The sequence below is a fragment of the Vibrio sp. E150_011 genome (assembly GCF_053544015.1).
The window spans coordinates 50,781-76,960 of the sequence record NZ_JBHFOL010000002.1 but is presented as its reverse complement, the minus strand read 5'-3'; the positions used below and the strand labels follow the sequence as shown (position 1 = coordinate 76,960).

Below are 26,180 nucleotides of genomic sequence, written 5' to 3'. Positions count from 1 at the left end.
GATAATTTCTATTAATTAACGCATACCCATATACTCTCTCCATCGAAACAAAACATCGAAACAAACATTGAATTTGGAGCAAGTTATGAAAATGAATCACGTAGGTATCATGGTTGGCGATATGGACAAAGCTGTCGAGTTCTACACTCAGGCTCTAGGTCTTAAAATCGTAATGAATAACACTAAAGTTATTGAAGAGCGCGAATCGGCAATTGGCCGTATGTGTATTGCCGTATTTGGTGAAGGCTTTAAAGGTTTTAACATTGCACACCTTGTCACATCTGACGGCATCGGCGTTGAAATGTTCGAAATGAAAGAGCGCCAAGAACGTCACGAGGTTGATTTCTCTCGCTTAGGTATCTTCCACTTCTGTCTACAAACCGACGACTTTGAAGGCGTGATGGCGAAAGTAGAGAAGTTCGGTGGCAAAGTACGCATGGACGTTATGCGTTACCACCCAGAAGACGACAGCAAACCAGCGAAAATGGTTTACCTAGAAGACCCGTTTGGCAACTTGTTCGAACTATACTCACACACATACGAAGAAACATACGCGACTGATTACGAGTAACAACACGTAATCGCGCAACCCCATTAAAAAGGATTGGTAGAAATACCAATCCTTTTTAGTATTTTTGGAGAAGTGCAGAGATAGCGCTTAAAAGGACAGAAACCTCTAAGCATGTCCTGCCTTAACCCATCCCAATTAGGTCGTCACCCTTGGAAAGCGAGGATATTCCGGCGCCTCTGAATCACTTAAAAGAAAAAACTAAATGCCAGTCATCGACTCACAACGCGCTGATGAAGATCCCCTTTTTCAAGGGGATGACGGTTATTTTTGTTGGTAGGGGCGGCCACATGCTAAACACGAAGATTGATAACCTTTTGGTTACCCTTCCACCCTTACACTTCTTCGATAATGACAATCACTAAGCTCAATCAGGAGAAGAGATGAAACTATTCGCATCGCTACTAACCACCATGCTCATCGCAGGCACTATTTGGGGGGCGGTACTTATGCAACCCGTAATGGCCGAAAGCTCATCAAAGACACAAACGTCAAAAACAACAGATAAAACAACCATTAACCAACAGGTTAAGCAGAAGTCATCGACTAACAACAACACTTATATCCATAGTGTCGTCACCAAGAATATCTCATTAGATGCCAATACCGTCGCTGCACTTTGGGTTGAGTTTGAAGATAAGATCACGAAGCAAGAGAACCTACCTGAAACACTTGATCGCCTTGTGGTGATCTATCAGAACATGAGTGACAATTTTAGCCATGCCACCGTCAGCATTGGTTTTCCCGTCGAGGCGAGCACTCAGAAAGACGGCTATATTGAACTTATCTCCAGCGCACAAGGGCAGCAGTTATTGAATCGCGGCGAGCATAGTAAGACAGAAATAGCCAATGCCTGGGAAGCCATTAATTTTCGCAAGCCAGTGAAAGCGGTAATAGAAACGCATTATCTAAACGCACTAGGGCAAGAAGAATCCAGCCAACTTGTTGTTCACTACAACTAACGATTGTATAGGAGTTAAATTATGGATTTCATGTCTCAAACGCTATCTGAAGTGTCCATCATCCTTACCGAAACGTGGGTAGATGATCATTTTATGTTGATTGCCGCAGTGATATTTCTTATCGAGCTAATACGCTATGGGTTTAAGAAACAGCTGAATTGGAACCTTATTGGCGACAGTGCAACCAATTTGGTCACGCTAGGCTTTTTACTGGTTACGCTTTTTTTAGTCGGCCTGATGTATGTGGGCGTATTTACGTACTCCTATGAACACTTTAGCCTGACCCAGCTGCCAATAACGGGCTGGACGGTGCTCGGTTGTTTGATCTTGGCTGATCTTGCTTACTATTGGGAGCACAGGTTCCTTCATAGCAATGGTTTGGCTTGGGGAACCCACTCCGTTCATCACAGTTCGCCTTACTTTAATATCTCAGTGGCCTATCGGTTTGGTCCGCTAGATTGGTTTTTCCCGTTCTTTTTCCACTTACCTTTGATCTTAATGGGTTTTAATCCATTTGTTGTGTTGATGTGCGAGACGCTGGTTCAGCTATACCAAACCTTGTTGCATACCGAGATGGTAAAAAAGCTTCCGCGGCCAATCGAGGCGATATTTAATACGCCATCACACCACAGAGTACATCATGCCACCAATAAGCGATACTTAGATAAAAACTACGCTGGCATACTGATTATTTGGGATCGGATGTTTGGCACCTTTGTATGTGAAGATGAAAAGGTAAAATATGGTGTTTACCCACGGATTAATTCGGTTAACCCATTTAAAGTGTACTTCGATGGCTACGTAAAATTAGGGCAACAAATTTGGCACGCGCCAAACTGGGCTTATCGACTGCAATTGCTCGTTAAGCCACCTATTTGGGCATGGCAACAAAAACAAAAAGGAAACAGCAACGAATGACCATTAGTGTCCTACTTATCGAAGACGATAAAGATCTCGCTGAGGCCATCAGCGATTATATGGAGTTGGATGGTTTTGAATTTGACTTCGCTTACAATGGGCTTGCGGGTCGTGATCTGGCGCTGACCAATCACTATGACATCATTTTAACGGATCTTAATATGCCGAAGATGGACGGCATCGATGTTTGCCAGTCGCTACGAGACAAAGGGATAACAACCCCTATCTTAATGCTCACCGCGAGGGATACATTAGATGACAAGCTCACCGGCTTTGCCGCAGGTTCGGATGATTACTTGGTTAAACCGTTTGCGATGGATGAGCTCAAAGTTCGCTTATTAGCGCTAGCACGACGTTCAAAAGGCGTCGTCACGCGTTTGAGCATTGGCGACCTAACGGTCGATTTGGATAAGCATCAAGCCATTCGATCTGGGCAGCCACTCAAAATGCCGCCTGTATGTTGGAAGATGCTGGTATGCCTAATGCAAAACAGCCCCAATGTTGTGAGTAAAACAAAGTTAGAAGATGAAGTGTGGGGAGATACGCTTCCTAGTGCCGACAGCTTAAAGGTTCACTTATTCAAACTAAGGCAAGCTGTCGATGCTTCTTTTGACAATAAGCTTATTCACACGGTGCACGGAGTCGGTATTGTGATCAGGGAAGAGCAATAATGAAGCAAGTAAGCATTAAGCGAGATATTTATATTTACCTATTTGGCTTATTGCTTAGCCTGACGGCGGTTTATGCCTTAATGATAAATCAAAGTTATGAAATAGGGCTTAATGAATCGGCAAAATACAGCTTTTTGTATGAGATAAAGTTGGCAGAGAAGCATTACCTTGCCGATGGGGAATTGAAGCCCTCGCATAGTCAGTCATTCCAAGTATTTGATGATTTCAATGACATCCCAGCCGTTTATCTTACACAATTTAATTGGGATAACTTTGAACAAGGGGTGATCTACGAGCAATATGTTGCTGGCAAAGACGGCGCGTTTGGACAATATTATTACGCTGCCTATCACTACGTAGCGAGCAAGCAAATCTACTTGTATGTTGTATCTCAATACGATGAAGCTGTGTATTACGAGCTCTTTGAACAAAGCCCACCAGAGTCTATCAGCCAAGCAAACTCAGCATTTTTGATGGTCGGTCTCCTACTTCTACTGATCTTTGCTCTTATTCGTTTGCTAATCTACCGATTAACGACGCCAATTCTGCACCTTTCAAAGTGGTCGCAAACTCTGGAGCTCAATAAGGCTGACACGTTGCAAAACTTTCGCTATATCGAAGTGCAACAACTTGCGAATCAATTAGTGAAAAGCGTTCAGTCTCAGCAACAAGCCATAGAGCGAGAAGAGTTTTTCTTGCGAGCCGCAAGCCATGAATTAAGGACTCCGATTTCAATCATTTCTGCAAGTAGTGAGATGCTAACTAGACTCGCAAGCTCTATTCCTAATAGCGGGCAACGCGCCGTGAAAAGGATTGAACGGTCTGTTGTAACCATGCAAAACTTAGTGACATCCTTACTTTGGATGAGCAGAAATCAGCAGCTTAATGTAGAGATGAGTCAAGTCGATATTAAGGCGGTGACGGCAGACGCGTTAGATCAACATCGTTACCTATCTGATGAGAAAGATCTCAAGGTAAACCTGATAGCCGATGATGCCTCTTTTTCCCACCCAATGCCTGCCGTATTAGTCGACATTATTGTTTCCAACTTAGTTCGAAATGCGCTTCAACACGCCTCTAAAGGCGAGATTGAAATACATGTGTCGCCGAGTAGCATAAGTATCTCCAATGCGTTAGATGAATCTGCCCAAGATGGTCTAGGTCAAGGGGAATCAGAGGTTTCATTTGGTATTGGGGTCATTCTTATTGAACGATTGTGCCAACACCAGAACTGGCAATTCACACATCTATCTGAGCAAGACCGGTATCTTACCAAGGTAGATTTTCTCGCTAATCCTTCCATTTAACTCTCTTGTAAACAAGGGTAACCAAAAGTTAACCACGACCAATTTACAATGACTCCAAGCTAATAAAGAGGAGTCATTACATGGGTACTTGGATTCTAGAAACCTTACTTTGGGGTGTTGTCACCGTTGCAGTATGCATTGCAATCTGGGGCTTTTCGCTTGCCAATATTCTGATCGCATTAGGCGCGTCCGTCGCTATTTCCCTGCTACTTGGCAACAGTTGGAGAAGCTAGAGCGATGGAAAAGCGCTGCAACCCTCCCAAGTGGAAAACACTGCTTGCTCTGTTTTTGGCCTTTGTGGCCCTTAAATTCAATTGTTTTTTTATTTGGGGTGTCTTTTGCTGGTTCTGGGGCTGGGAGAATCTAAGAAGCAAAGAAGCCTTCTTTGTGGAGCGAGTAGAGCGAAGCAAAAATCCCATGTTGTTCACGGCCATTATTATTAGCTGGTTTTTGATGGGGGCTCTGTATTTCTACATGGACCACAGAATCTACCATTTTTTCTATTCTTTATAAGCAGGTGAAAGCAATGAAGATCTATTTAATTAAGGCATCCGCAGGTAGCGATTACTCTAAATACAAAGCTTCTACCGGTGGACCGCCACAAAATATATTTGCTGCCGCTGCGGCAACCCCGAAATGGTACACCGTTGATATGGTGGATGAAACCATAGGCAATCAAGCCGATGTTAATATCAATGCTGACGTCGTCGTGATTTTTATGTCGACCCCCGATGCTTACCGAGCTTATGAGCTGGCTTCGGTGTATAAGCAAAAGGGTAAAACCGTGATATTAGGAGGCTTGCATACTCATTTCAATCCACAAGAAGCGGCGTTGCACGCTGATAGTATTATCATGGGTGAAGTTGAAAACTATTGGGTTCAGCTGCTTGGGGACGCAGAGCTCGGCTCATTAAAACCACGATACGAAAGTTCAGAGCCGGTGGATCTAAGCGTACTTAATCCATACCCAACGGACATCATTAAACCTTCACGCTACGATTATGTCTGGTCGGTAGTGGTAACAAGAGGCTGCCCATTTAAATGTAACTTTTGTTTGGTACCAAGGTTCTTTGATAAATTTCAGCAACGACCGATTGCTAATATTGTCCGTGAGTTAGAACATTTAAAATCGTTGGGCGTGGAGTGGGTGGAACTGCATTCTGACAATCTCACTCACGATCGAGATTATGCGATAGCACTGTTTAAAGCGATTGAACCACTTAAGATGAGCTTCTATGGCGAAACGACCGTGTTAATCGCGCGTGACAAAGCGTTGCTGAATGCAGCAGCGAAAGCAGGATTTAAAGCGGTGCTGTTAGGGATAGAAACCCCATCAGAAGAAGCTCTGAAAGCGCAGAAAAAAGGGTTTGTGAAGCCATCAAAAATGAAAGAGCACATTGCTGAAATAAAGCGTCATGGCATCGAAGTGTGGGGAGATTTTTTGTTCGGTTTTGATGAACACGACGCGTCAATATTTGAGCAAACCCAATCGTTTGTTAAAGAGATTAAGGTTGATAAGGTGATCCCGCACTATATGATCCCGTTCCCGGGTTCAGAGACGTTTAATCAACTTGAGCAAGAAGGGCGTATTTTGACCACAGACTGGTCAAAATACGATGGCAGCCATCCTGTGTATCAACCTAAACATATGACGGTGAATGAGCTTGAAGACGGCATCGCTTGGATTTGGAGTAAAAATGCCAGCTTGAAAGAAAAGATGGCAGCATGGTTTGGGTAAACATACCAACAAGTTTTAATCGTTACGTTCAGATCGATTTTCAGCCACGATGTCTGAATCTTTCTGAGCGTAAAAATCGACTCTAAAACTCGTGTCATCAGACATAAATTCCACTTTATGCCAATACTCAGGTGGCGAGATAGCGAATCCAGCTTGCTCAATGATTATTTCTTGTTCCACTTCACCACGCCTTTCAGTAAAGCCGTAAAACTTTAAGGAACCGCTAATCACGTTAATTTTTCCATAAACGCCCGCACGAGTATTATGCAAATGCAGGAACATTTTAGGGATGTTATCAGGCGTAAACACTGGCGTTGATTTATAGTTCACAAAGTCTGTTGGGATGACGGGCATAAATAGCTCACTTCTTAAATATACGTAACTGACCATTGATTACTATTAATATAGACCTGTAATAAGTAAGCACAAGCGAGGTCTTCGGCTGCCGCCGCTAGCGTGGTATTACAATTACGCTCAACGGGTACATTCGTTGTCTGTACCAAACCGCGAACCATGAAGACAAAGCGCATGCTGCTGTTATTACACACACTCACTTTGCTCTTTTGATTCTGCTAGACGTTGGCTGTATACCGCATAATCGTTATGACCTCGATGTCACTTTATTGTTTTCCGACCATTTATCCCTTTCCATTAATCTATTTCTTCGCTTTCTAAGTACAAGTTATTAATAATTCGATGTAAATCGCTCTCTTTGTCGGATTGTTGTCTACAGTTTTATGGGGCTTACTATTGCGGTAGTGACGAATAAAAGACAGTTTTTAATTGCAGGGAAAAGAAATGAAAAGTCCAATTGTCACACTCGAGCATGCCAGCAAAAGCTTTGTTGATGGCAAGGAAACCCATCGGGTATTGGAAGGTGTCGACTTCACTCTTACCACAGGCGCTAGTGTCGCTTTGACCGGCGCCAGTGGCAGCGGTAAAAGCACGCTACTCAATATCATCGCGGGGTTTGAACCACTTTCAGATGGTGAGTTGTGGTTAGATGGCGATCACTCTGCAGGCTGGAAAGATCCTCAATGGAGCCGCTTCCGTTATCAAAAGCTGGGCGTTATCTTCCAACAATTCAATTTATTGACGCCACTCAACGTTAAGCAAAATATCGCCTTCCCCTTGCACTTAAACCAACAGGAATGGAGCGATTGGTGTGATTACTTGGTGGAAGCGTTAGGCATCAGTCAATTGCTTAATCGACATGTATCTGCCCTTTCTGGTGGTCAGCAGCAACGGGTTGCGATCGCTCGTGCATTAGCCCACAGGCCGAAACTACTGCTTGCCGATGAGCCAACAGGAAACCTAGACCAAAAAGCAGGATTAGAGGTGATGAAACTACTGAGCGAAATCACAACGCAAGGTAATACGGCCGTACTTTTGGTCACGCACAGTGCCGAGTGCGCCAAATTTATGCAGACACAACTCGTATTAGATAATGGCCGCTTGACTAACGCGTGCTTAAATAACGCTTACTTAGATAACGCTCGCTCGAACGCCGCTCAACAACAAAATCATGACACCAAGCAGCAAAACCTCGAGCAACGCCATGAAGCCAAATAAACGCTCCCACACCAAAATCGCGCTAAATTTATTTGCTGCGCACTACCGTCAATCACCATTGCAAGCCGCCGCGATTCTGGTTGGGATCGTGCTTGCCGTGACCTTATTTGTCGCCGTACAAGCCATCAATCTCAATGCCAAGCGCAGCTATGCCGAATCCACCGAGCAACTCAGCGCACAAGCACAGTACATGATCATCCCACCAGCCGGACAGAACCACTTACCAGAGTCACTCTATTTCAGCCTAAGACAAAATGGACTGAGCGCAGCGCTTCCGGTGATTGAAGGGCGAGTAAGAGATGAGCAAGGTCGCCGCTGGTCCGTGCAAGGCAGTGATCTGATCGCCGCGATCTCTTCACGACCTCGCGACTCGGCGACCGACAAGAAACACAGCGAACAAAGTATATCCTTGTTCAATAACGCCTTACCTCTGCCCCAACTTTTAGCCGGCGAGCCTATTGTTATGATGAGCCAATCACAACACCAAAGCTTGAATGAAGTCGGCACGCTAACTCTGGATGACATCAGCACCAAGGTCGTGGTATTGCCCGATGAGTGGCAATTGGGGAGTCGAATGTTAATGGACATTGGTTTTGCCCAGCAGCTTCTGGGCAAGCAAGGGCAGCTTAGTTATATCGCGGTTTTTGATACAAACAACGACCCACAACAACAATGGCAAAACCTAGTAGGCAAACAAGGACAATGGATAACCAATAACCAAAGCACCGATCTCGGCTCTATTACCGATAGTTTTCACCTTAACTTAACCGCGATGAGTTTATTGGCTTTTTTAGTGGGCTTGTTCATCGCTTACAACGGGGTGAAATACAGTTTGCTCAAACGCAACCGGCTGTTAGTGCAAATTCAGCAAGCCGGTATTGCGCCGAGGATCGTTTTTTCAGCCCTGTTGATCGAGCTTACTATTCTGGTCATATTTGGCGCTTCGCTTGGTTTCATTATGGGCATTCAGTTAAGCCATTGGCTGCACCCCACCGTGGCGATAACCCTTGAACAGCTTTACGGTGCCACGCTGCTTCCCGGCACTTGGCAATGGTCATGGTTGATACAAGCCTTATTACTCACGCTGGCTGCAACGCTTGTCGCTTGCTGGCAGCACTTTAAGCAGCGGGTACGCCAACCACTCGCGTCTCATGGTGGTTTTTACCAAGCACCAGACACATCAAACGAAAACCAGTTATTCGTTATCGGTATCGTCCTAACCTCGCTTGCGTTAGCAGGGTTATGGTTGAGCGAACATCATCGCTTCACCATGGCATGGCTCGGTGTGCTAGTCATATCGATTCCTTTGTATCTGCCCAAAACACTCAGTGTATTAGCCCATTGGAGCGAGAAGCGCACCAAGTCGGGTTTGATGCAATATCTGTTTGCCGAGCTGCGGGAGCTCATTGCTCCTCTCTCTCTTGCCATGATGGCATTGCTTCTTGCCGTGACGGCCAACATAGGGATGAATACCTTGGTTGGCAGCTTTGAATTCACTCTAAAGCAGTGGCTTGAACAGCGCTTACATGCTGACATTTACGTCAGCCCCGCCCAAGGCGAAATCGCGAACGTGGAACATGCGCTAGAACAGTTCGATAACGTTGAAACCATCTACAAGCAATATTACGTCGACGACAACCTGCAAGGTTTGCCTATTTTACTCAGTACGAAAGACCAAGACACGCTAGAGCAAACCATGGTGTTCAAGTCGCAGCTGGATAACTTTTGGCCGCGCTTTTACCAAGGTGAGCTGGTCGCGATCAGCGAACCCACAGCGGTGAAGCTCGGCTTATTACTCGATAGCACACTCACACTAGACGCGATCCAAGACAAAACACTAAAGGTTGGTGCTATTTTTCATGATTACGGCTCCCCAAATGGTGAAGTCTTACTTGCGCCTAACCTATGGCTTGAGAGCGGTTTTACTGACTTACCGACAAGCCTTGGTATTAAAGTCGCTGGCGACCCACAAGTGGTATACGGGCAACTGCGCCAGCAACTGAATTTGCACCCCAGCCAGCTTTACGATCAAACACAAATCAAGTCCATTGCGTTAGATATTTTCTCGCAAACTTTTGCCATTACGCGGGCACTCAATGGCGTCACCTTAATGGTGGCCGTTGTGGGGTTGTTTTGTGCTTGTTTTATGTTGCTCGAAGCACGCAAAGCTGCCATAGCAAGGCTTTACGCGCTTGGTGTCAGTCGTCAAAGATTGATGGCTATGGTCGTGGGGCAAATCGTTGCACTCGTTTGTTTCACATTGGTTATCGCCTTGCCGCTCGGCGCCATCGTCGGCTATGTCCTGACAGACATGGTTACCCTGCGCGCCTTTGGTTGGAGCTTAAATTACGTATGGAACTGGGGGGATGCATTGGTTATCGCAGCCATCACCATTCTAGTCGCAGTGATAGCAACCTTAATTCCACTATGGCGCTTGGTGAACAAGCCCGTGGTCTCCAGTTTGCAAAGTGAGGTGTTGTGATGAATCGACTCACTAGAATTTTCGCATTTACTCTTAGCACCTTATCCCTCATAGGCTGTGAAGAGTCGCAACCACAAAATATGGGTGCTATTCTCGGCGAAAATGCAACACAAGCCGACAACTCGCCATTTACTGAAGTGGTAAAAGGCATCGATATCACCTTCCCTTCCGACCATCAAGCGCACCCTAATTTTCGGCACGAGTGGTGGTACTTAACCGCAAACTTAACCGACGAAAACGGCCGCGCTTTAGGAGTGCAATGGACACAATTTCGTTTCGCGGCGGCACCACATAATAGTGACACCAATAAAACCGCCTGGTACAGCCAACAAATCTACATGGCACATAGCGCCGTCACAACGAAGGACACACACTATGCCGATGAAAAGTGGTCTCGTGGGCAAGCTGAGTTTGCTGGTGTGGACGCGTCACCATTTCGTGTTTATCTCGATGATTGGCACTGGGCATCTTCTACCGATGACCTCTTCCCAGCCACATTGAATGCAAAATCAGATCAATTTGGTTACTCACTCAAGCTAACCTCTGCTGCACCCTACCAACAACAAGGCGATCAAGGCTACAGCACCAAGAGTCTCGATGGTCGGGTTGCCTCGTATTACTACAGTCAGCCGTTCATTAATGTCTCAGGCGAGGTCACGATTGATGGAAAAACCCATCATGTATCAGGCAAAGGTTGGATAGACAGAGAGTGGAGTTCGCAGTTCTTGCTCGACTCACAACAAGGCTGGGATTGGTTTGCGCTAAGGTTGAGTGATACCACCAGCTTAGTCGTGTTTCAGCTTCGACATTCAACCACTGGGGAAACAAGTTATTCCCACGCGAAGTTAATGCAGCAAGATGGCTCTGGTATCACTATCGACCAACAAGACATCCGTTTAATCGCCCTCAAGCAAACAGAAATCGACGGGCGTGATTATCCAACCAAGTGGCAAGTTTCTATTCCATCGCAACAGATCGAGCTGACCGTTTCAGCGCTTAATCCAAACGCCAAAATGCCACTGTCTGTGCCGTATTGGGAAGGCCCTATCACAATTGAAGGATCCCATTCCGGCTCTGGCTATATGGAGCTGACGGGTTACTAATCAGATGGTGGTCTATGGTAACGAAAACATACCGATATAGATTGATATAATGAACGCGATTATGTTGGCCACTGAAACAACATTGGCCAACATTGCGGGGGGTTATTTACGCAGCCTCAAGCACTTCATTTTTGGTTTCATTACGAGTATCCAATTTGCCACTATAACGGGTTAGTGCCAACGCAATGAGAACAATGACGGCCCCTACCCATGGGGTGTGCATCAATCCCGCTTTCGTCACGATCAAGCCACCGCCCCAAGAGCCTAGCGCTATGCCTACATTAAAAGCGGCGATGTTAAGTCCAGACGCTACATCGACCGCATCTGGCGTGTATTTCTCTGCCAAATTAACAACATAAACTTGCAACCCAGGGACATTACCAAAGGCAAAGGCCCCCCAAACCAAGATGGTTGCCACTGCCGCTATAGGGTGCACGGCCGTAAAATTAAACAAGACTAAGATAGCCGCTAAACCTGAAAATATAACGGTCAGCGCTTTGATGGGCCCCATCTTATCGGCCATTTTTCCGCCCCAGATGTTACCAACCGCGACAGAAACACCGTACACCAACATGATTAAACTGATAGCACTCGAGTTGAATCCTGACACCTGTTCTAAAATCGGAGCAAGGAAGGTAAATGCGGTAAACGTACCGCCGTAACCTAACGCTGTGATGGCATAGACTAAAAGTAATCGTGGCTGAGTGAGTACTTTCAGTTGTGAAGATAGCTTTGCCGCAGGTGGTTGCTTAAGGTTGCTTGGCACTAAGAAAGCACTACCAATTAATGCGATTAACCCCAAAACGGCAACGATAAGAAACGTGGACTGCCAACCAAAAGCTTGGCCGATATAAGTACCCAGTGGAACACCAGTAACGAGTGCTACCGTTAAACCCGTAAACATAATGGCAATGGCACTGGCTGCCTTTTCTTTAGAAACTAACCCTGTGGCAATGGTCGAACCAATGGAGAAGAACACGCCATGCGCGAGACCGGTCAATATACGGGCAAGCACCAATGTGTTGTACCCTGGGGCTTGCCAAGCCAGTACGTTACCGGCAACAAAGAGAGTCATAACGGTGAGTAGTACGTGTTTGCGATTCCAATTACCGGTCAGCGCCGTTAAAACAGGAGCGCCAATAGCAACACCAAGGGCGTAAAGGCTAACTAAAAGTCCGGCTGATGGTAAAGAGACACTTAAATCATTTGCCATTGTTGGCAGTAACCCAACAATAACAAACTCTGTGGTTCCGATCGCAAAGGCGCTGAGCGTCAGTGCAAGAAGTGCTAAGGGCATAATGTACTCGCTTATGTTTGTTTCGTGATAGATGGCGGGCATAAGGTGTGATGACAGCGCCTTAATGCCCCGCTCTGCTTCGATGGCAGCATTATGCTTGGATGGTTAATTGAGAAAAATAGAGGTTTTAGCAAATAATATTTGTTATAAATGCAATAAATGACTCTATTGAAATATGAGGAAGTGACATGCGGACGCGTTCTGACGATCTGGAGATATTATTGACGGTAGTCGATAGCGGCGGTTTTACAGCAGCAGCAGAGGCACTAGATATTCAAGTCGCTCGTGTATCAAGAGCGGTGAGCAAGGTAGAAAAACAACTGGGTGTATCGATACTTAACCGCACTACGCGACGAGTTGAGTTGACGGATGAAGGGCGTCAATTTATCGAGTCGGTTCGTGTTGGGTTAGCCCAGATCCAACTCGCAGAAGAAGACATCATCACGAGAGGCGAGTTACCCTCAGGACGTTTACGTGTGGATGCGGCGAGCCCATTTGTGTTCCATCAACTTATCCCTCTTGTTCAAGCATTTAGTCAAGAATACCCAAATATCGAATTAGAACTGACTTCAAACGAAGGCTTTGTTGATTTACTGGAAAAGAAAACGGATTTGGCCATTCGAATTGGCCAGTTAACGGATTCAACACTTCACGCAAGGCCGTTAGGTCGAAGCTTGTTGTACATCGTGGCCGCTCCAGAATATTTATCAAAACGTGGATTTCCGCAAAGGCCACGTGATCTTGTTTCACATGATACGATAGGATTTACAGGCCCTAAGATCCTCAATCACTGGCCCTTGAAAGGTTTTGAGTCTTTAAGCCCGACTCTCACATCGAGTAATGGTGAAACGGTTAGACAGCTCGCGTTGACCGGAAATGGTATCGCTTGTTTATCTGGTTTTATGGTCAAAAAAGATATTGACGAAGGCCGTTTAGTTCCGCTGTTAGAGAGTGATAAATTGCCAAGCACTGGCAGAGAGCAGATCAATGCCGTGTTCTACAAATCATCGTCTGTTGCCAAACGTATTTCAGCGTTTATCGACTTTATCCAACCAAAATTAGATCTTTAGATGAGCGGCATAGGGTATTTAGACCCTGCTCATCCGCGCTGAGCCTTTTTCTACTTCTACTTTCTACTTTCTACTTTCTACTTTCTACTTTCTACTTTCTACTTTCTACTTTCTACTAATTTTAAACCCCTTAATTTCAGATAGTTAAATCAATGGCTTTTCTCTATTTTATTAATAGACCATATCGTCGAGTAATCTCGCTTAATATCACCTATTGTTTCATTTCATCACTTATGAATTTGCTCGTGTTGTCTCAAGTAAGCAGAATTGGAGCAGATCGAAGTTGGTTAATTATTCATCGTAATGTGGTTTCAATTGTGAAACACATTGCTGACACGGAATGGAGCAAGTCATGAAAGACCAATCTACTCATGGTGCTGGAAAGTGCCCTATTATGCATGGCGGAGTGACCGACTCTTCCAACTCTAATGTCGCTTGGTGGCCTAAAGCGTTAAATCTCGATATTTTGCATCAACACGATAGTAAGACAAATCCAATGGGGCCTGACTTCAATTATCGCGATGAACTGAAAACCCTCGATGTCGACGCTTTAAAACAAGACCTCAAAGCGTTAATGACCGACAGCCAAGAATGGTGGCCGGCTGACTGGGGTCACTATGGCGGATTAATGATTCGAATGGCATGGCATTCGGCGGGGACTTATCGTATCGCCGATGGTCGCGGTGGGGCTTCGACGGGTAGTCAACGCTTTGCTCCTCTTAACTCCTGGCCTGACAATGTCAACTTAGACAAAGCGCGTCGTATCCTTTGGCCAGTAAAGCGTAAATATGGCAACAAAATTAGCTGGGCTGATCTCATGATATTGGCTGGCAACATGGCTTATGAATCGATGGGGCTGAAAACGTTCGGCTTTGCATTTGGTCGAGAAGATATTTGGCACCCAGAAAAAGATATTTACTGGGGTTCAGAAACAGAATGGTTAGCACCAAGCGGTGGAGAAAATAGCCGTTATTCTGGTGAACGAGACCTAGAAAACCCACTGGCAGCGGTCATGATGGGGCTAATCTATGTTAACCCTGAAGGTGTCGATGGTCATCCTGATCCGTTGAAAACAGCCCAAGATATGCGCGTGACATTTGCTCGTATGGCAATGGATGACGAAGAAACGGTTGCCTTAACCGCAGGTGGGCATACGGTTGGTAAAGCACACGGTAATGGTGACGCAAGCCAATTAGGTGCCGATCCAGAAGGTGCCAACCTTGAAGAGCAAGGCATGGGTTGGATGAACAACAACTCGAGAGGCATTGGCCGCGATACCGTATCGAGTGGTATTGAGGGTGCTTGGACGACCAATCCAACGCAATGGGATAACGGATTCTTTAAATTACTATTTAAATACGATTGGGTATTAACGAAAAGCCCTGCGGGTGCTTGGCAATGGGAACCTGTCGACATTGCTGAAGAAGATAAACCTGTCGATGTAGAAGACCCATCGATTCGCTATAACCCAATGATGACAGATGCCGATATGGCTCTGAAAATCGACCCTACCTATCGCAAAATCTCAGAGAAATTCCATAACGATCCTGCCTATTTCTCGGATGTATTTGCTCGTGCTTGGTTTAAATTGACCCACAGAGATCTCGGACCAAAATCTCGCTATGTTGGCCCAGATGCACCGACTGAAGCGTTAATTTGGCAAGACCCAGTCCCAGCTGGGAAGTTAAACCAGGACGTAAGCGCGGCTAAAGCGGCTATCGAAGCGACGGATCTAACAGTAAGTGAACTAGTCAATACCGCTTGGGACAGCGCACGTACGTTTCGTGGCTCCGACAATCGCGGCGGTGCAAACGGCGCTCGCATTCGACTTGCCCCTCAAAATCAATGGGAAGGTAACGAGCCTGAGCGTCTAGCGAAAGTGTTATCTGTTTTAGAAACCATTAGTCAGCAGTTCGATATCAGTATCGCTGATGTCATCGTTTTAGCGGGCAATGTTGGGGTTGAAAAGGCAATCAAAACCGCTGGCTTTGACGTGGCCGTTCCATTCGCGTCAGGACGCGGTGATGCCACAGCCGATGCCACAGATGCGGCATCATTTGATGTGCTAGAACCGTTGGCGGATGGCTTCCGTAACTGGCAGAAGAAAAACTATGTGGTAAGTCCTGAAGAACTGCTCTTAGATAGAGCACAATTGATGGGGCTCACCGCCGCTGAGATGACGGTACTTGTTGGGGGTATGCGCATGATAGGCACAAACCACGCTAGTACAGGTCACGGTGTGTTCACTGACAGAGTGGGTGCATTGACGAATGATTTCTTCGTTAATCTGACAGATATGAGATACACCTGGGTGCCGAAAGGCCGCAATCTGTATCACATTGATGACCGTGCTAGTGGAGAAACAAAATGGACGGCTACTCGCGTTGACCTCGTGTTTGGTTCGAACTCCATTTTACGTTCTTACGCAGAGGTGTACGCTCAAGATGATAACCAAGAAAAGTTCATCAAAGACTTTGTTGCAGCATGGGTGAAAGTCATGAACGCTGACAGGTTTGATTTAGTTTAAAAGCGAAGCGCTAAAGATAATCAAAAAGTCATTATTAGGACGGTAGTTCCGATAATTTAAGACCGCTTGCACGATCTAGTCGTTAGCAAATAATCCCCGTCAACAACGTTGATGGGGATTTTTATTTGTGTACTAACGTTAACAATGGCGTACCCATTGCGAAGCATCCATGTCACACGTCTAAACGGATGGCTTCTGACAGCTCAGACTCGTTATCGGTGCGTAAGCCATCAACCAAGCAATCAGCAACAAGCAAAAAAAAAGCCTCCTGCTCAATGAGCGGGAGGCTGTGTTTTTACAAGATAAGATTAATCTTTGTATTGATCGTGAGACACGTCTAGCTGGTAGAACGTCGCTTGTGAGTAGTCGTCTAGATCACCGCTGATGTTTTGGTTATAAACACCGGCTTTGAAGTACATGTACTTGCCGCCTGCATCGTAGCCGCTTTCGCTCATATCAACGACTTGTACAATGTCGTCTTTGCCTTCACGCATTAGAGTAACCGTCATCGTGTTGCCTTTAACGGCAATGCGGTAGCTGAACACTTCACCAAGCGCGATACCATCGTCACCCACTTCAGCAGTCATGTCGCCCACTAGAGGATAGAAATCCTCTTTTGTTGCGTCTTGGCTTTCGTGTGCAAAGTAAACCGCACCTGTTGCTTGGTTTGGCAGCTTACGGTAGTACAAACGAATTGGCTCATCGTTTTGGTCGTGAATCTGACCGATGATAAAGCGACCTACTTCATTCGCGTTACCTGTTGTTGTTGCGTGGTCGATTTTCAATGTTGCTTCTAAAACGCCATCAATGCCAGCCGCCGCTTCTAAATCAGCTTTAGGTGCGCTTGAGAATACCCAGTTGTTCTTGTTTACACCTTTAGTGCTAATAGACTGGTCGCCACGACGCATCATTTCACGAAGCTCGGTACGCGCGTACTTAGTGTTTTTAGATGTACGCACACCTTTCACATAAGCCTTGAAGACTAAACCACCATCGTCAGCAGTGTAGAAGATTTCTGGATGTTGGTAACCGTTTGCAAGGTTCCACTCAGACACATCATCAGGCTTGCCATTTTTGTCATGGTCAAATGGTTGAGATAGGTACCAGTGAGTCATATCAAAGTTTTCGCTAGGTGCATTACCTGCTACCGGTGTTGCTGGTAAACCTGTTGGTACTGGTAGCGCACTGCGTGTGTCACATTTAACTGTCGTATCACAAGGGTAAACGGCGGCTACGCCGAAGTTACCAGTACGAAGATCTTTACGTGCAGCCTTGTGTGCTTTTTCTGCCGCTTTCATATCTGCGATCATTACTGCTTCAGCCGCGACGACTGCCGGAGTAATGATATGGCTAGCAGGACAAGCGTTAACGTTACAGTTAACCGCCGCTAATTCAGTCAAACTATTCCAACCACTTTTGGTATTGCCGTGACCAACGTATCGCACGTAACGTGCTTTAACCGCAGGCTCAAACTGGAAACGCTCTAGACCGATCGCTTTACCTGAGCTCATTTGATTCTCAAGTACTGTTGTCCAGTTTTCGCCATCAACACTGACTTGAATATCGAATATAGACTGACGCTCATTACCTTTACTGAATGCTGCCTGAACCGCGTCAAACTCTTGCACTGAACCATAGTCCAACATTGCCCACTCGCCGTCACCCGCTGATGACCAACGTGTTGTTAGATCTTGGTCAAACAGACGATCTGGACCGTTGCCGTCATGGCTGCTTGCTGTTAGAGCAACAGGCGTCAGAAGGGCTACACCCGTTTCTTTGTTATTCGGAAATTCAGAGGTAGGTGTGCTGGTACTCGCACAACCAACGGCAAGTAATACAGAAGAGGCAATCAAGGTTTTTACAATAGTTCGTTTCATATTAAATCCATTATTATATTACAAAGACAGCGTTTGTAAGTGAAAGCAAAGTCCGCAAACAGGCGTTGTTTGGTACTTCATCTTCGAGTGTCTGCGATAATGCAAAATATTACATAATGTAATAATACAAATAAAACATTTAATTGAATAAATGAGACTGGCGACACTTTCTGCTTTGCCCATACTTTAACTCGATCACATTTTTTATTGATAAAACAAAAAATAGTTAAATTAAAAATCAAGACAAGGAAAACCCTAACCAGTTGATAAAAAACGAAATATCATTCAACCAAAATGCTAATCAATAAATTGTGCGTTTCTTCTGCCCCAAAGAAGCCAATCGTTTATTGAAAAAGTCGTGTTAGTCGAGTTCTTAGGAGGTGAATAGCCACACCGCTAATGCTCTCTCGCTAACATTTTTAGCGCACTTTTCCTTTATATCGCTGACTAAGATATTTTCCAGTTCAATATACCTCCTAACTCAGTGCTTGAGTTTTTGTTCGTAGAATTCACCTCTCATTGAGGTTTGCGGTAGATTCATCCTTCGCATTCTTTATGCCATTTCATCTCGGCCTATTCGAAACTGATTCAGATACAGGCTCGACATTCGTATCTAGAAGCTCTGAGGGACTGGCTTCAAGTTTTTCGCCAAAGCGATACCGAGGGCATATAGACTAAATACATTAATATTCAACAATAATTAAGCCTAGTGATAGGTATAAAAAACGCAGCTATTAGAGTAAAATGGCCACCTTCAAATAGAGCACAACGTCGGTATATTCTATCATCATGCCTACCCCCAAGAATCGCTTTGTCAGTGCCCAGCAAGTCGCCGATCTCGCGGGTGTTTCTCGCTCCGCTGTATCACGAACATTTACAGACGGCGCAAGTGTCTCTCCCAAAACGAGAAATAAAGTCCTTATTGCAGCTGAGCAGCTTGGTTATCATGTCAACCATCTCGCTCGCGGGCTGCACAACTCAAGCAACATCATTTGCTTAATCACTACCGATATCAGCACGCCTTTTCAATCTCGCTTTATCGAAAACCTGACGCGTCAATTGCAACAAATCAATAAGGTGGCAATGGTCATCAACACCAAAGGTGACAAAGAGCTTGTGTCGCATGCATTGACACAAACTCTAAACTTTCGCGCTGAAGCGTCGATTATTTTGTCTGGACAACCGGATAATGGGTTGATTGAACAGTGTATCGCCAATGGTCAAAGAGTCTTAATGGTGAACCGAGATTACCAAAACCCATCCGCAGAATTGATTCGATACGATGCGATACAAGCTGCGCAACAAGTCGTTGAGTTGTTTACCTCTCAAAATTGTAAGCGCCTACTTATTATTAATTCTGATGTGTCTTCTTCAAGCTTAAGGGTGCGTCAAGAAGCGGTCTTGAAAGTAGCGAAAGAAAAAGGGCTCAGCACAAAGGTCGTGCGCTTTGGCGATACCTCTTACAATTCTGGAGACCAAATGTCTTTAGAATACACTAAGGACATAGATGGTGTTTTCTGTGTCACTGACCTATTGGCGTGTGGATTTTTAGATGGACTTCGCAAGCAATCAGTTTGTGTACCAAAAGACACGATTGTCGTAGGCTTTGACAATATTGAACAAGCAAGCTGGGACAGCTACCAATTGACGACTTTCTCTCAACCTGTTGAAGCCATTTGTGAACATATTATTGAACGTCTTCAGGCCGAACCTGCCGCCTTAGAAAACGAATGGGTCTACTCAGTTCAACCCATTTTACGTAACACGACCAAGCACTAATTTCTAATCAAAACCATTTGCTTCCAAAATATCGAGCATAGCATTGGCCTTTTCGATCGCCTCTAATAAGCTTGGCTTTGGTGTTTCAAACCATTCATCCGGTCTCAACTCTCTCTTTTCTCTCACCACGTCAATAGCGGACTGCAGTGTTGGGTACAAGTGTTTCTGTTTTCTATGCATATAGAGAGCAGCGATAGCCACAGAACGACTGCGTCCCGCACGGCAATGAACCAATACATTGCCACGAGCTCGGTTAGGATAAGATGCTTTTTCTGGAACAACTTGATTGAATGCACCATCAAGTAAGTAATAGCCGGCCAATATCATATGGTGAGGATTACCAGGACCATCAATGAGCCCGACTTTATAGGTACGAATTGGGCCGCACCCACCTTCGAGTAAGTCACCTTCTGCAGGTAAGTAAGGATCGATGACATAATTTATATCCAGGTTGACTGAGCAGTTTACCGCGGTCGTAATCCCTAAGCTCTCGAGTAACTCAAGGTCGCGAGCGGCATCGTAGCCACCTAGATACAAATCCTGCCCTTCGGGCCCAATACCTTCAGCGACGCAATGAGTTGGGGCTCTGTCGTATATTCGTGAAATTAACATAATGTTATGAGATCCTAATTTGAGTACTGCTTGATAGTGCTGTGGCAAAACTCGGCACCGCAGCCAACACTGCCCCACCGTTTTTCCACCCTTCTTGTTCTGCGTATTGGTTTACTACTCCTCCCGCCTCTTTGACCAACAACAAACCAGCCAAACAGTCCCAAGGGTTCATATGTAATTCGACATAACCATCGGTGCGACCACATGCGACATACGCTAAAGCAAGCGCACCACAGGCACTACGTCTGATATTGCCGCCTAGCGACATCATCTTTTCGTACACGCACATGTAAGTTTCGTGGGGAACGCGCGTGCTCCAACCCAGCTCCAAATTAGCTGCCGAGAAATGATCTGTAGAAGCAACTTCAATTGGAACCTGATTAAGTAACGCACCCTGACCCGCAATCACTTGATAGAGTTCGTCATGAACAGGATCATAGATCAGTCCAAACTGTGTTTTGTCGCCACTGACGAACGCAATTACGATGCAAAAGTGAGGAATACCACGCGCAAAATTTGCGGTCCCATCAATAGGATCAAGTACCCATGTGTCCCCTTCAATTTCTCCTCCTTGCTCTTCACCAAAAATAGCGTCCATCGGGAAGTGATCTCTAATCTGTTTGCGAAGTAAGGTTTCCACTGCAATATCGGCTTCAGTTAAAAAGTCTTGTGGGCCTTTTAGCATCACATCGGTCGACGCAATATCATTGAAAACACTCAGAGCTAACACCCCCGCTTCTTTGATCATCGAGATGCCAATCTCTACTCGTCTATCGAGTACTTTCTTTTGGGGGGGTGGGTCTAGCGTGATATTTGTCGATGTTGGTTTTTCTGAAATAGTCTGCATTTAAATAAGAACTTAAAGGTAGTTCGCGAGAAGAGGTCTCCTCGCTAAGAATGTAATTAGCGCGTGTAGTTCATACGCCACAAGTCGATCCAGTCTTGACGATTGTCGAAATCTTCCAACCCAGTGCTTGCTGAGTACTGCAGAACCTGATCATAAACACCTTGCACGCCTGAAGCTTCTTTGAGGTTCGCTGAAATCATTGGGTTACCCGATACTTTTCCATCTATCGTCTGGTTTTCGATGCCCTCTTCGGTCATCAAAAAATGAAGAAACAATTTCGCCGCATTTGGGCTTTTCGTCTTGGTCGACATCACCCCATAAGCCGGTGTTGACCAACCCGTGAATGGCGCTACATTGTCACAGATCGACAAGTGGACGGAACCCTTAGCCACATCACGGTATTTCGCAGTTGAAACCAGACCCATAAAAGCATCTCCTTGGCCTGGAGCACCAATCACATCACCGGTTGCCGAATCTGAATCAGTAGTAAGAGGGGCATTTTTTGCAAGTGACTGAACCCAAATAGACGTCGCTGAATATTTTGAGGTATCTAATTTTTCCCCAAAATGAGCTTCATAAGCTTGCGCCATTGCTTCATCATGATGTGACTCGAGTTGATTGAAAAGATCGAGATAAGCAACCTTATTCAGTGGGTCTTGAATGGCCACTTTGCGATTCCAAGTAGGCTCGGTTAGCTCCCAAACATTGGAGATTGGGCAGCTTTCATAAACCTCATTGTTGTATGACCAAACGGCTGGATCACCATAAACCAACAACGGATTCTGGGCAGCCTTAGGGATATCATTCACTAGGCCTGGAGACACCCATGACTCAACAATATTCATTGGAATGAGTTGTGCCATTGCCGCCGATGCATCACCCGCAATAACAACATCTCCTCGGATGTTATTCGCTCGGAATTCACGAATCATCATCTCTACTTGGGCAGAACTGCTTACTTTGCTACCGGTTGCTTTAACTCCATATTTCTCTGTGAAATTATCTGCTGTCGCCACTATTTTCCCTGATGGAGCATAAACAGTAATTGGCGCTTCCTGCTTTGCTGCTTCGATAAGTTGGTCTAAATCAAAGCGGTCTTGAGAGATAGCGCTATGTGATAGAACCATAGATATTGTCGACGCAATTAGCGCTAACTTAGATGTAGAATTGTTCACTTCGTTCTCCATAAACGTTGAGTGTTACGCAACACAACTGGATGATATTTGTTGAATCTCGCTCTCGACGCGAGTACCTAATTCATTGAAAAAATGTAGATCGTGAAGATAAGCAACCAGATGAATGGTTTCACCTAGTTGCCAAATCGGTGGGGTTTGGGTGGTGATTAATAGCTGAAGCCCTCCAATGTCGACTTCTAAAATCCACGAGCCACCCGTCGGCAAAATACTAACAAGCTGCGCATCCACGCTTACCTGATTTGGTTGGTTATTCGCCGCAGATTGAGCCGAAATTTGGATTCTTTCTGGCCGAATACCTATCGTACCGTTACTCAGTTTGGCTATGGCAGCGTGAGTTAAATAGGTGCGAAGTTTGGTGGTTAATGGATTGTCTGATTCAATATCCAGCATGTTTATTGGTGGCGTTCCAACAAACTCCGCGACAAAACGATTAGCAGGGCGTTCGTAAATGTCTTCTGGTGAACCAAACTGTTGCAATTCACCGTTGTTCATCACCGCAATTTTCGTCGCTAATGCCATGGCTTCCCATTGGTCATGGGTAACAAAAACAATTGTGGTTTTAAACTCCTCATGGATGCGCTTCAGTTCGTTACGCATATCTAATCTCAGACGGGCATCAAGATTTGAAAGAGGCTCGTCCATTAATAGAATATTGGGTCGCACGGCTAGCATTCTTGCCAGTGCGACTCGTTGCTGCTGACCACCAGAAAGCTGAGAAGGCAGTCGCTCTAAGTACGGTGCAATACTCAGCTTCTTCGCAAGCGTTTGAATAATTTCATTGCGCTCGGCTTTGGCAACTTTGCGCAGTTTTAAGCCAAACTCAATGTTCTTAAATACGGTGAGATGTGGCCATAATGCATAGCTTTGAAATACCAAGCCAAGTTCCCTTTTCTCAGGAGGAACAAATAGCCCTTGTTCAAGACTATCCACCACGTTTTCTCCGAGTGAGATAGCCCCACTCGACACATTTTCTAGTCCCGCAATCATGCGAAGGGTGGTGGTTTTACCGCATCCAGACGGACCTAATAAGCACATGAATTCGCCGTCTTGAATATCAAGGTTTAGTGCCTTAACCGCAGGAGACTGACTGGAGTCATACTCCTTATACACATTGTTTAGTTGAATATTAGGCATTAGCTTCCCAGTCCTTCTGCTAAGTTAGTTTTTGTCATTTTTTGAGTAAAATATGTGCCAAGGAAAGCAATCGCACAGATGATCAGCACAACGGCGTTTGATGCTTGAATATAGTTGTAGTCAATCAGTCTAAGTGCGTAGGTCGTCAACACATCCGTTGATGGCACTGCAAGTATTACGAACAGGCTTAATCCATTGATTCCCGAAATAAATGGCAACAAGATACCGGTTACCAATGAGCCTTTTTGAATAGGGATGACGATTTTTGTGATTCGTGTAAACCACCCTGCACCCGCCATTTGAGCCGCTTCTTCGGGATCTTTTCCTAGTTGCATCATCGCCGAGATACCCGCTCGTGAAGCGTATGGCATTTCGTCAGCAATTAAGGCCAAGATAAGGAGTGTTATCGTCCCGTAGAGTGCCGGCATTGGCCCACGCTCGACAGCAAATAAAGACATATACGCAGCAGCAAATGCGATGCCTGGAACAAGATAAGGGAAAAACGTAATCTGCCTCAGTAATGTACTCATTGAGCTATAAGGACTGCGAACAACCACATAACCAACCAATAAACCCAGCACACCAGAACACACAGAGGCAATGCCCACAATCCACAGCGTGTTCCAAACGGCAGACCACAAGTTTGAACTCAGTAACACACCTTTAGTTTCCGCGATGGTTTTAAGGTCAGTGCCAATCCAATAATCGAGGGTAAAGTTAGACCAGGAGAAATTACCAGGGATATGCATAAAGGTTGACAGTGCAAGCACAGACATTGGCATTACGACAGAGAAAAAGAACACCATACTTGCGAGGCCGAAAGCAGGTAAACGCCAAATACCGAGGTGCGTTTTACGATGCATCACGCCTTTACTGCCAACGATGACAAACTTACGCGCTTCTTTGAGCAACAACGTATCAATCATCAAAGACACAATACCAAAAAACATAATGGTACCTGCGAGCACCGCTGCAACGCCTGTCTGACGCGACTCGATGCTGCGATATAAAGACGTAGATAACACCTCATAATTGACCGGCAATCCCAATATATAAGAGACACCGAACTCCCCTAATACCTTAGCGAAAATCAAAATTGATGCTGACATCAGTGCAGGTAACATTAATGGAATAATAATTTTTAACGCGATGATTTTGTTGCTTGCACCTAAAATTCGTGCTGAATCTTCAAGTTGAGTATCAAATGAACGTAATGCATTACCCAGCAATAAAATGACAAATGGAATATAGTTAAGTGAGAGAATTACGGTGATCGGCACCTCACCATAAGCGAGCCAATCAGGCGTCTGAAAACCGAGGTTTTCCATCCATCCCTGCTGACCACCGACTGAGCGATTTTTAAAGGTGGTCGTCCACGCCATCGCAAAAGTCCATGCTGGTAACATATAAGGAACGATCAACGCCGTAGCAAACCACTTTTTACCGAGCATGTTCGTTCGACTGACCAACCAAGCCAGAATGCTCCCTAGCACTAGTGAGATAACAATCACAGCCGACGACACGGTTAATGTATGCTTTAAAGGCGCCCAAAACAGGGATTGGGAAACCTGAGAGAAGATCGTGCGATTAACGTAGTAATCTGTCCATTCTCCCGTCACTTCTCCAATGCGGCGTTCATCACCAAATTGCACCTGAATGGCATCAAGCAGAAGTGATAGAACGGGTACGGCGATAAAATAGGTAAATATGCACACAAGAAGCACACCAATCATCGTTGTTGGTGTCTGTATCATTAGCTGTATTTTGTACTTTAACGTCAACCATTTTGATAATGGTGTTGACCTGACAATACTGGAAGATAGAGAACTCAAAATAACCCCTTTACGCTTTTTGCACAGCTGTGCAATCGGTGGGAATTCTATCGTTACAGTATTTCAGTTTTATTGACAATCAATGACGCGAGAGTGACAAGTCATAATAAGACAACTACGTTAATCATAGAAAGCAGATAACCGTTCAATCTGAGAATTGGTTTTATAGGAATGCTTTTTTGATTAAATTGAAACTCAGTCGGTCGTGGCTTACAACGGGGCAAAACTCAGCTAGCCACCATATGATACTGTTGTGGTTCAGTGACGCTGTCGGTGGATTTCGTTCTTCAAAGCGATGACGAATTATTGGATGTTTTGGTTGCTGATTTAGGATGTTTTTTGTCGACAAACGAGTCTGCTCAGTCTTCGTCAGCGCAGAATTGACCCTGACATGTGACTCCTCCCACAAATAAAACTAACCGTCATCCCCTTGAAAAAGGGGATCTTCATCCGCGTGTTGTGAGCCTATTTTCTGGAGTTCGTCACTGTTTTAAGTGAGCCACACGCTTTGGGAGATCCTTGCTTTAACGAGAATGACGACTTAATTTGGGGGAGTTAGAAACTGGCGAACTAGTATTTAAACAGCTACTCAGCTATTTCAGTATGAGTTCGCATAAGATGACATCGAAAGCCTGCAAATTTTGACCACTAAACGAAACCAGCGTAATCAAATTACCACATTCCAAAC

At 45.2% G+C, this 26,180-nt stretch carries 22 protein-coding genes; 13 read left to right on the top strand and 9 right to left on the bottom strand.

Features of this window, described 5'->3' with window-relative positions:
• Nucleotides 1–85 precede the first annotated feature (85 nt).
• The 7 genes from ACE1OE_RS03530 to ACE1OE_RS03500 all read left to right on the top strand — a co-directional run bounded on the left by ACE1OE_RS03530 (nucleotide 86) and on the right by ACE1OE_RS03500 (nucleotide 6,164).
• Nucleotides 86–571: a VOC family protein gene (locus ACE1OE_RS03530; protein WP_449210161.1), complete on the top strand. Its 486-nt coding sequence runs from the start codon at nucleotides 86–88 to the stop codon at nucleotides 569–571.
• 380 nt (nucleotides 572–951) lie between these two features.
• Entirely contained in the window at nucleotides 952–1,530 is a 579-nt protein-coding gene (locus ACE1OE_RS03525) for a hypothetical protein (RefSeq protein WP_449210160.1), read from the top strand.
• Between the two features lie 21 nt (nucleotides 1,531–1,551).
• The gene (locus tag ACE1OE_RS03520; protein ID WP_449210159.1) at nucleotides 1,552–2,448 is read left to right on the top strand and encodes a sterol desaturase family protein; all 897 of its coding nucleotides are present in this window, start codon (nucleotides 1,552–1,554) and stop codon (nucleotides 2,446–2,448) included.
• Nucleotides 2,445–3,119, top strand: a complete 675-nt coding sequence (locus ACE1OE_RS03515; RefSeq protein WP_449210158.1) for a response regulator transcription factor — start codon at nucleotides 2,445–2,447, stop codon at nucleotides 3,117–3,119. Before ACE1OE_RS03520 ends, ACE1OE_RS03515 begins: the two co-directional genes overlap by 4 nt.
• A complete protein-coding gene (locus ACE1OE_RS03510; RefSeq protein WP_449210157.1) occupies nucleotides 3,119–4,426 on the top strand; it encodes a sensor histidine kinase in 1,308 nt (435 codons plus the stop codon). Before ACE1OE_RS03515 ends, ACE1OE_RS03510 begins: the two co-directional genes overlap by 1 nt.
• Before the next feature lie 80 nt (nucleotides 4,427–4,506).
• Nucleotides 4,507–4,659, top strand: coding sequence for a hypothetical protein (locus tag ACE1OE_RS03505; RefSeq protein ID WP_449210156.1), 153 nt, complete (start codon nucleotides 4,507–4,509; stop codon nucleotides 4,657–4,659).
• 293 nt (nucleotides 4,660–4,952) lie between these two features.
• Nucleotides 4,953–6,164 (top strand): B12-binding domain-containing radical SAM protein, encoded by a 1,212-nt coding sequence (locus ACE1OE_RS03500; RefSeq protein WP_449210155.1) that lies wholly within the window; start codon nucleotides 4,953–4,955, stop codon nucleotides 6,162–6,164.
• Nucleotides 6,165–6,179: 15 nt separating this feature from the next.
• Here the strand turns inward: ACE1OE_RS03500 and ACE1OE_RS03495 are convergent, their stop codons facing one another.
• On the bottom strand, nucleotides 6,180–6,518 hold the full coding sequence (locus ACE1OE_RS03495) for a DUF1971 domain-containing protein (RefSeq protein WP_102471840.1): 339 nt from the start codon (nucleotides 6,516–6,518) through the stop codon (nucleotides 6,180–6,182).
• 14 nt (nucleotides 6,519–6,532) lie between these two features.
• The gene (locus tag ACE1OE_RS03490) at nucleotides 6,533–6,718 is read right to left on the bottom strand and encodes a hypothetical protein (protein WP_449210154.1); all 186 of its coding nucleotides are present in this window, start codon (nucleotides 6,716–6,718) and stop codon (nucleotides 6,533–6,535) included.
• Between the two features lie 244 nt (nucleotides 6,719–6,962).
• Here ACE1OE_RS03490 and ACE1OE_RS03485 point away from each other — a divergent pair, with 244 nt between their 5' ends.
• Genes ACE1OE_RS03485 through ACE1OE_RS03475 form a run of 3 tightly spaced genes read left to right on the top strand, consistent with a single transcriptional unit; the run spans nucleotide 6,963 to nucleotide 11,321 of the window.
• A complete protein-coding gene (locus tag ACE1OE_RS03485; protein ID WP_449210153.1) occupies nucleotides 6,963–7,736 on the top strand; it encodes an ABC transporter ATP-binding protein in 774 nt (257 codons plus the stop codon).
• Nucleotides 7,723–10,218: an FtsX-like permease family protein gene (locus ACE1OE_RS03480; RefSeq protein ID WP_449210152.1), complete on the top strand. Its 2,496-nt coding sequence runs from the start codon at nucleotides 7,723–7,725 to the stop codon at nucleotides 10,216–10,218. The genes ACE1OE_RS03485 and ACE1OE_RS03480 overlap by 14 nt, the downstream gene beginning before the upstream one ends.
• Entirely contained in the window at nucleotides 10,218–11,321 is a 1,104-nt protein-coding gene (locus tag ACE1OE_RS03475; RefSeq protein ID WP_449210151.1) for a lipocalin-like domain-containing protein, read from the top strand. The genes ACE1OE_RS03480 and ACE1OE_RS03475 overlap by 1 nt, the downstream gene beginning before the upstream one ends.
• Nucleotides 11,322–11,427: 106 nt before the next feature.
• On the opposite strand, the gene ACE1OE_RS03470 is transcribed toward ACE1OE_RS03475, so the two are convergent.
• Complete coding sequence (locus ACE1OE_RS03470) at nucleotides 11,428–12,618, bottom strand: MFS transporter (protein ID WP_102471843.1); 1,191 nt, start codon at nucleotides 12,616–12,618, stop codon at nucleotides 11,428–11,430.
• 188 nt (nucleotides 12,619–12,806) lie between these two features.
• Between ACE1OE_RS03470 and ACE1OE_RS03465 the strand changes: the two genes are divergently transcribed.
• A complete protein-coding gene (locus ACE1OE_RS03465) occupies nucleotides 12,807–13,688 on the top strand; it encodes a LysR family transcriptional regulator (RefSeq protein WP_102471844.1) in 882 nt (293 codons plus the stop codon).
• A 352-nt stretch (nucleotides 13,689–14,040) separates the two neighbouring features.
• The gene (gene katG, locus ACE1OE_RS03460; RefSeq protein WP_449210150.1) at nucleotides 14,041–16,215 is read left to right on the top strand and encodes a catalase/peroxidase HPI; all 2,175 of its coding nucleotides are present in this window, start codon (nucleotides 14,041–14,043) and stop codon (nucleotides 16,213–16,215) included.
• Nucleotides 16,216–16,523: 308 nt separating this feature from the next.
• Here the strand turns inward: katG and ACE1OE_RS03455 are convergent, their stop codons facing one another.
• Nucleotides 16,524–18,092: a polysaccharide lyase family 7 protein gene (locus ACE1OE_RS03455; protein WP_449210149.1), complete on the bottom strand. Its 1,569-nt coding sequence runs from the start codon at nucleotides 18,090–18,092 to the stop codon at nucleotides 16,524–16,526.
• A gap of 789 nt (nucleotides 18,093–18,881) precedes the next feature.
• On the opposite strand from ACE1OE_RS03455, the gene ACE1OE_RS03450 reads away from it, so the two are divergent.
• A complete protein-coding gene (locus tag ACE1OE_RS03450; RefSeq protein WP_449210148.1) occupies nucleotides 18,882–19,871 on the top strand; it encodes a LacI family DNA-binding transcriptional regulator in 990 nt (329 codons plus the stop codon).
• 3 nt (nucleotides 19,872–19,874) lie between these two features.
• On the opposite strand, the gene ACE1OE_RS03445 is transcribed toward ACE1OE_RS03450, so the two are convergent.
• The 5 genes from ACE1OE_RS03445 to ACE1OE_RS03425 are packed head-to-tail and all read right to left on the bottom strand — an operon-like array spanning nucleotide 19,875 to nucleotide 25,492.
• A complete protein-coding gene (locus tag ACE1OE_RS03445; protein WP_449210147.1) occupies nucleotides 19,875–20,483 on the bottom strand; it encodes a dual specificity protein phosphatase family protein in 609 nt (202 codons plus the stop codon).
• 4 nt (nucleotides 20,484–20,487) lie between these two features.
• Nucleotides 20,488–21,330, bottom strand: a complete 843-nt coding sequence (locus ACE1OE_RS03440) for an inositol monophosphatase family protein (protein ID WP_449210146.1) — start codon at nucleotides 21,328–21,330, stop codon at nucleotides 20,488–20,490.
• Nucleotides 21,331–21,386: 56 nt separating this feature from the next.
• Nucleotides 21,387–22,505 (bottom strand): ABC transporter substrate-binding protein, encoded by a 1,119-nt coding sequence (locus ACE1OE_RS03435; RefSeq protein ID WP_449210145.1) that lies wholly within the window; start codon nucleotides 22,503–22,505, stop codon nucleotides 21,387–21,389.
• Nucleotides 22,506–22,529: 24 nt separating this feature from the next.
• A complete protein-coding gene (locus ACE1OE_RS03430; RefSeq protein ID WP_449210144.1) occupies nucleotides 22,530–23,660 on the bottom strand; it encodes an ABC transporter ATP-binding protein in 1,131 nt (376 codons plus the stop codon).
• Entirely contained in the window at nucleotides 23,660–25,492 is a 1,833-nt protein-coding gene (locus tag ACE1OE_RS03425) for an ABC transporter permease (protein WP_449210143.1), read from the bottom strand. Before ACE1OE_RS03425 ends, ACE1OE_RS03430 begins: the two co-directional genes overlap by 1 nt.
• Between the last annotated feature and the right edge of the window lie 688 nt (nucleotides 25,493–26,180).

What these genes read in the sequence shown, in the direction of transcription:
- ACE1OE_RS03445 (WP_449210147.1), bottom strand. Translation starts at nt 20,483, where the DNA reads ATGTTAATTTCACGAATATACGACAGAGCCCCAACTCATTGCGTCGCT.
- ACE1OE_RS03495 (WP_102471840.1), bottom strand. Translation starts at nt 6,518, where the DNA reads ATGCCCGTCATCCCAACAGACTTTGTGAACTATAAATCAACGCCAGTG.
- ACE1OE_RS03465 (WP_102471844.1), top strand. Translation starts at nt 12,807, where the DNA reads ATGCGGACGCGTTCTGACGATCTGGAGATATTATTGACGGTAGTCGAT.
- katG (WP_449210150.1), top strand. Translation starts at nt 14,041, where the DNA reads ATGAAAGACCAATCTACTCATGGTGCTGGAAAGTGCCCTATTATGCAT.
- ACE1OE_RS03520 (WP_449210159.1), top strand. Translation starts at nt 1,552, where the DNA reads ATGGATTTCATGTCTCAAACGCTATCTGAAGTGTCCATCATCCTTACC.
- ACE1OE_RS03505 (WP_449210156.1), top strand. Translation starts at nt 4,507, where the DNA reads ATGGGTACTTGGATTCTAGAAACCTTACTTTGGGGTGTTGTCACCGTT.
- ACE1OE_RS03480 (WP_449210152.1), top strand. Translation starts at nt 7,723, where the DNA reads ATGAAGCCAAATAAACGCTCCCACACCAAAATCGCGCTAAATTTATTT.
- ACE1OE_RS03500 (WP_449210155.1), top strand. Translation starts at nt 4,953, where the DNA reads ATGAAGATCTATTTAATTAAGGCATCCGCAGGTAGCGATTACTCTAAA.
- ACE1OE_RS03440 (WP_449210146.1), bottom strand. Translation starts at nt 21,330, where the DNA reads ATGCAGACTATTTCAGAAAAACCAACATCGACAAATATCACGCTAGAC.
- ACE1OE_RS03455 (WP_449210149.1), bottom strand. Translation starts at nt 18,092, where the DNA reads ATGAAACGAACTATTGTAAAAACCTTGATTGCCTCTTCTGTATTACTT.
- ACE1OE_RS03530 (WP_449210161.1), top strand. Translation starts at nt 86, where the DNA reads ATGAAAATGAATCACGTAGGTATCATGGTTGGCGATATGGACAAAGCT.
- ACE1OE_RS03510 (WP_449210157.1), top strand. Translation starts at nt 3,119, where the DNA reads ATGAAGCAAGTAAGCATTAAGCGAGATATTTATATTTACCTATTTGGC.
- ACE1OE_RS03525 (WP_449210160.1), top strand. Translation starts at nt 952, where the DNA reads ATGAAACTATTCGCATCGCTACTAACCACCATGCTCATCGCAGGCACT.
- ACE1OE_RS03450 (WP_449210148.1), top strand. Translation starts at nt 18,882, where the DNA reads ATGCCTACCCCCAAGAATCGCTTTGTCAGTGCCCAGCAAGTCGCCGAT.
- ACE1OE_RS03430 (WP_449210144.1), bottom strand. Translation starts at nt 23,660, where the DNA reads ATGCCTAATATTCAACTAAACAATGTGTATAAGGAGTATGACTCCAGT.
- ACE1OE_RS03485 (WP_449210153.1), top strand. Translation starts at nt 6,963, where the DNA reads ATGAAAAGTCCAATTGTCACACTCGAGCATGCCAGCAAAAGCTTTGTT.
- ACE1OE_RS03470 (WP_102471843.1), bottom strand. Translation starts at nt 12,618, where the DNA reads ATGCCCTTAGCACTTCTTGCACTGACGCTCAGCGCCTTTGCGATCGGA.
- ACE1OE_RS03515 (WP_449210158.1), top strand. Translation starts at nt 2,445, where the DNA reads ATGACCATTAGTGTCCTACTTATCGAAGACGATAAAGATCTCGCTGAG.
- ACE1OE_RS03475 (WP_449210151.1), top strand. Translation starts at nt 10,218, where the DNA reads ATGAATCGACTCACTAGAATTTTCGCATTTACTCTTAGCACCTTATCC.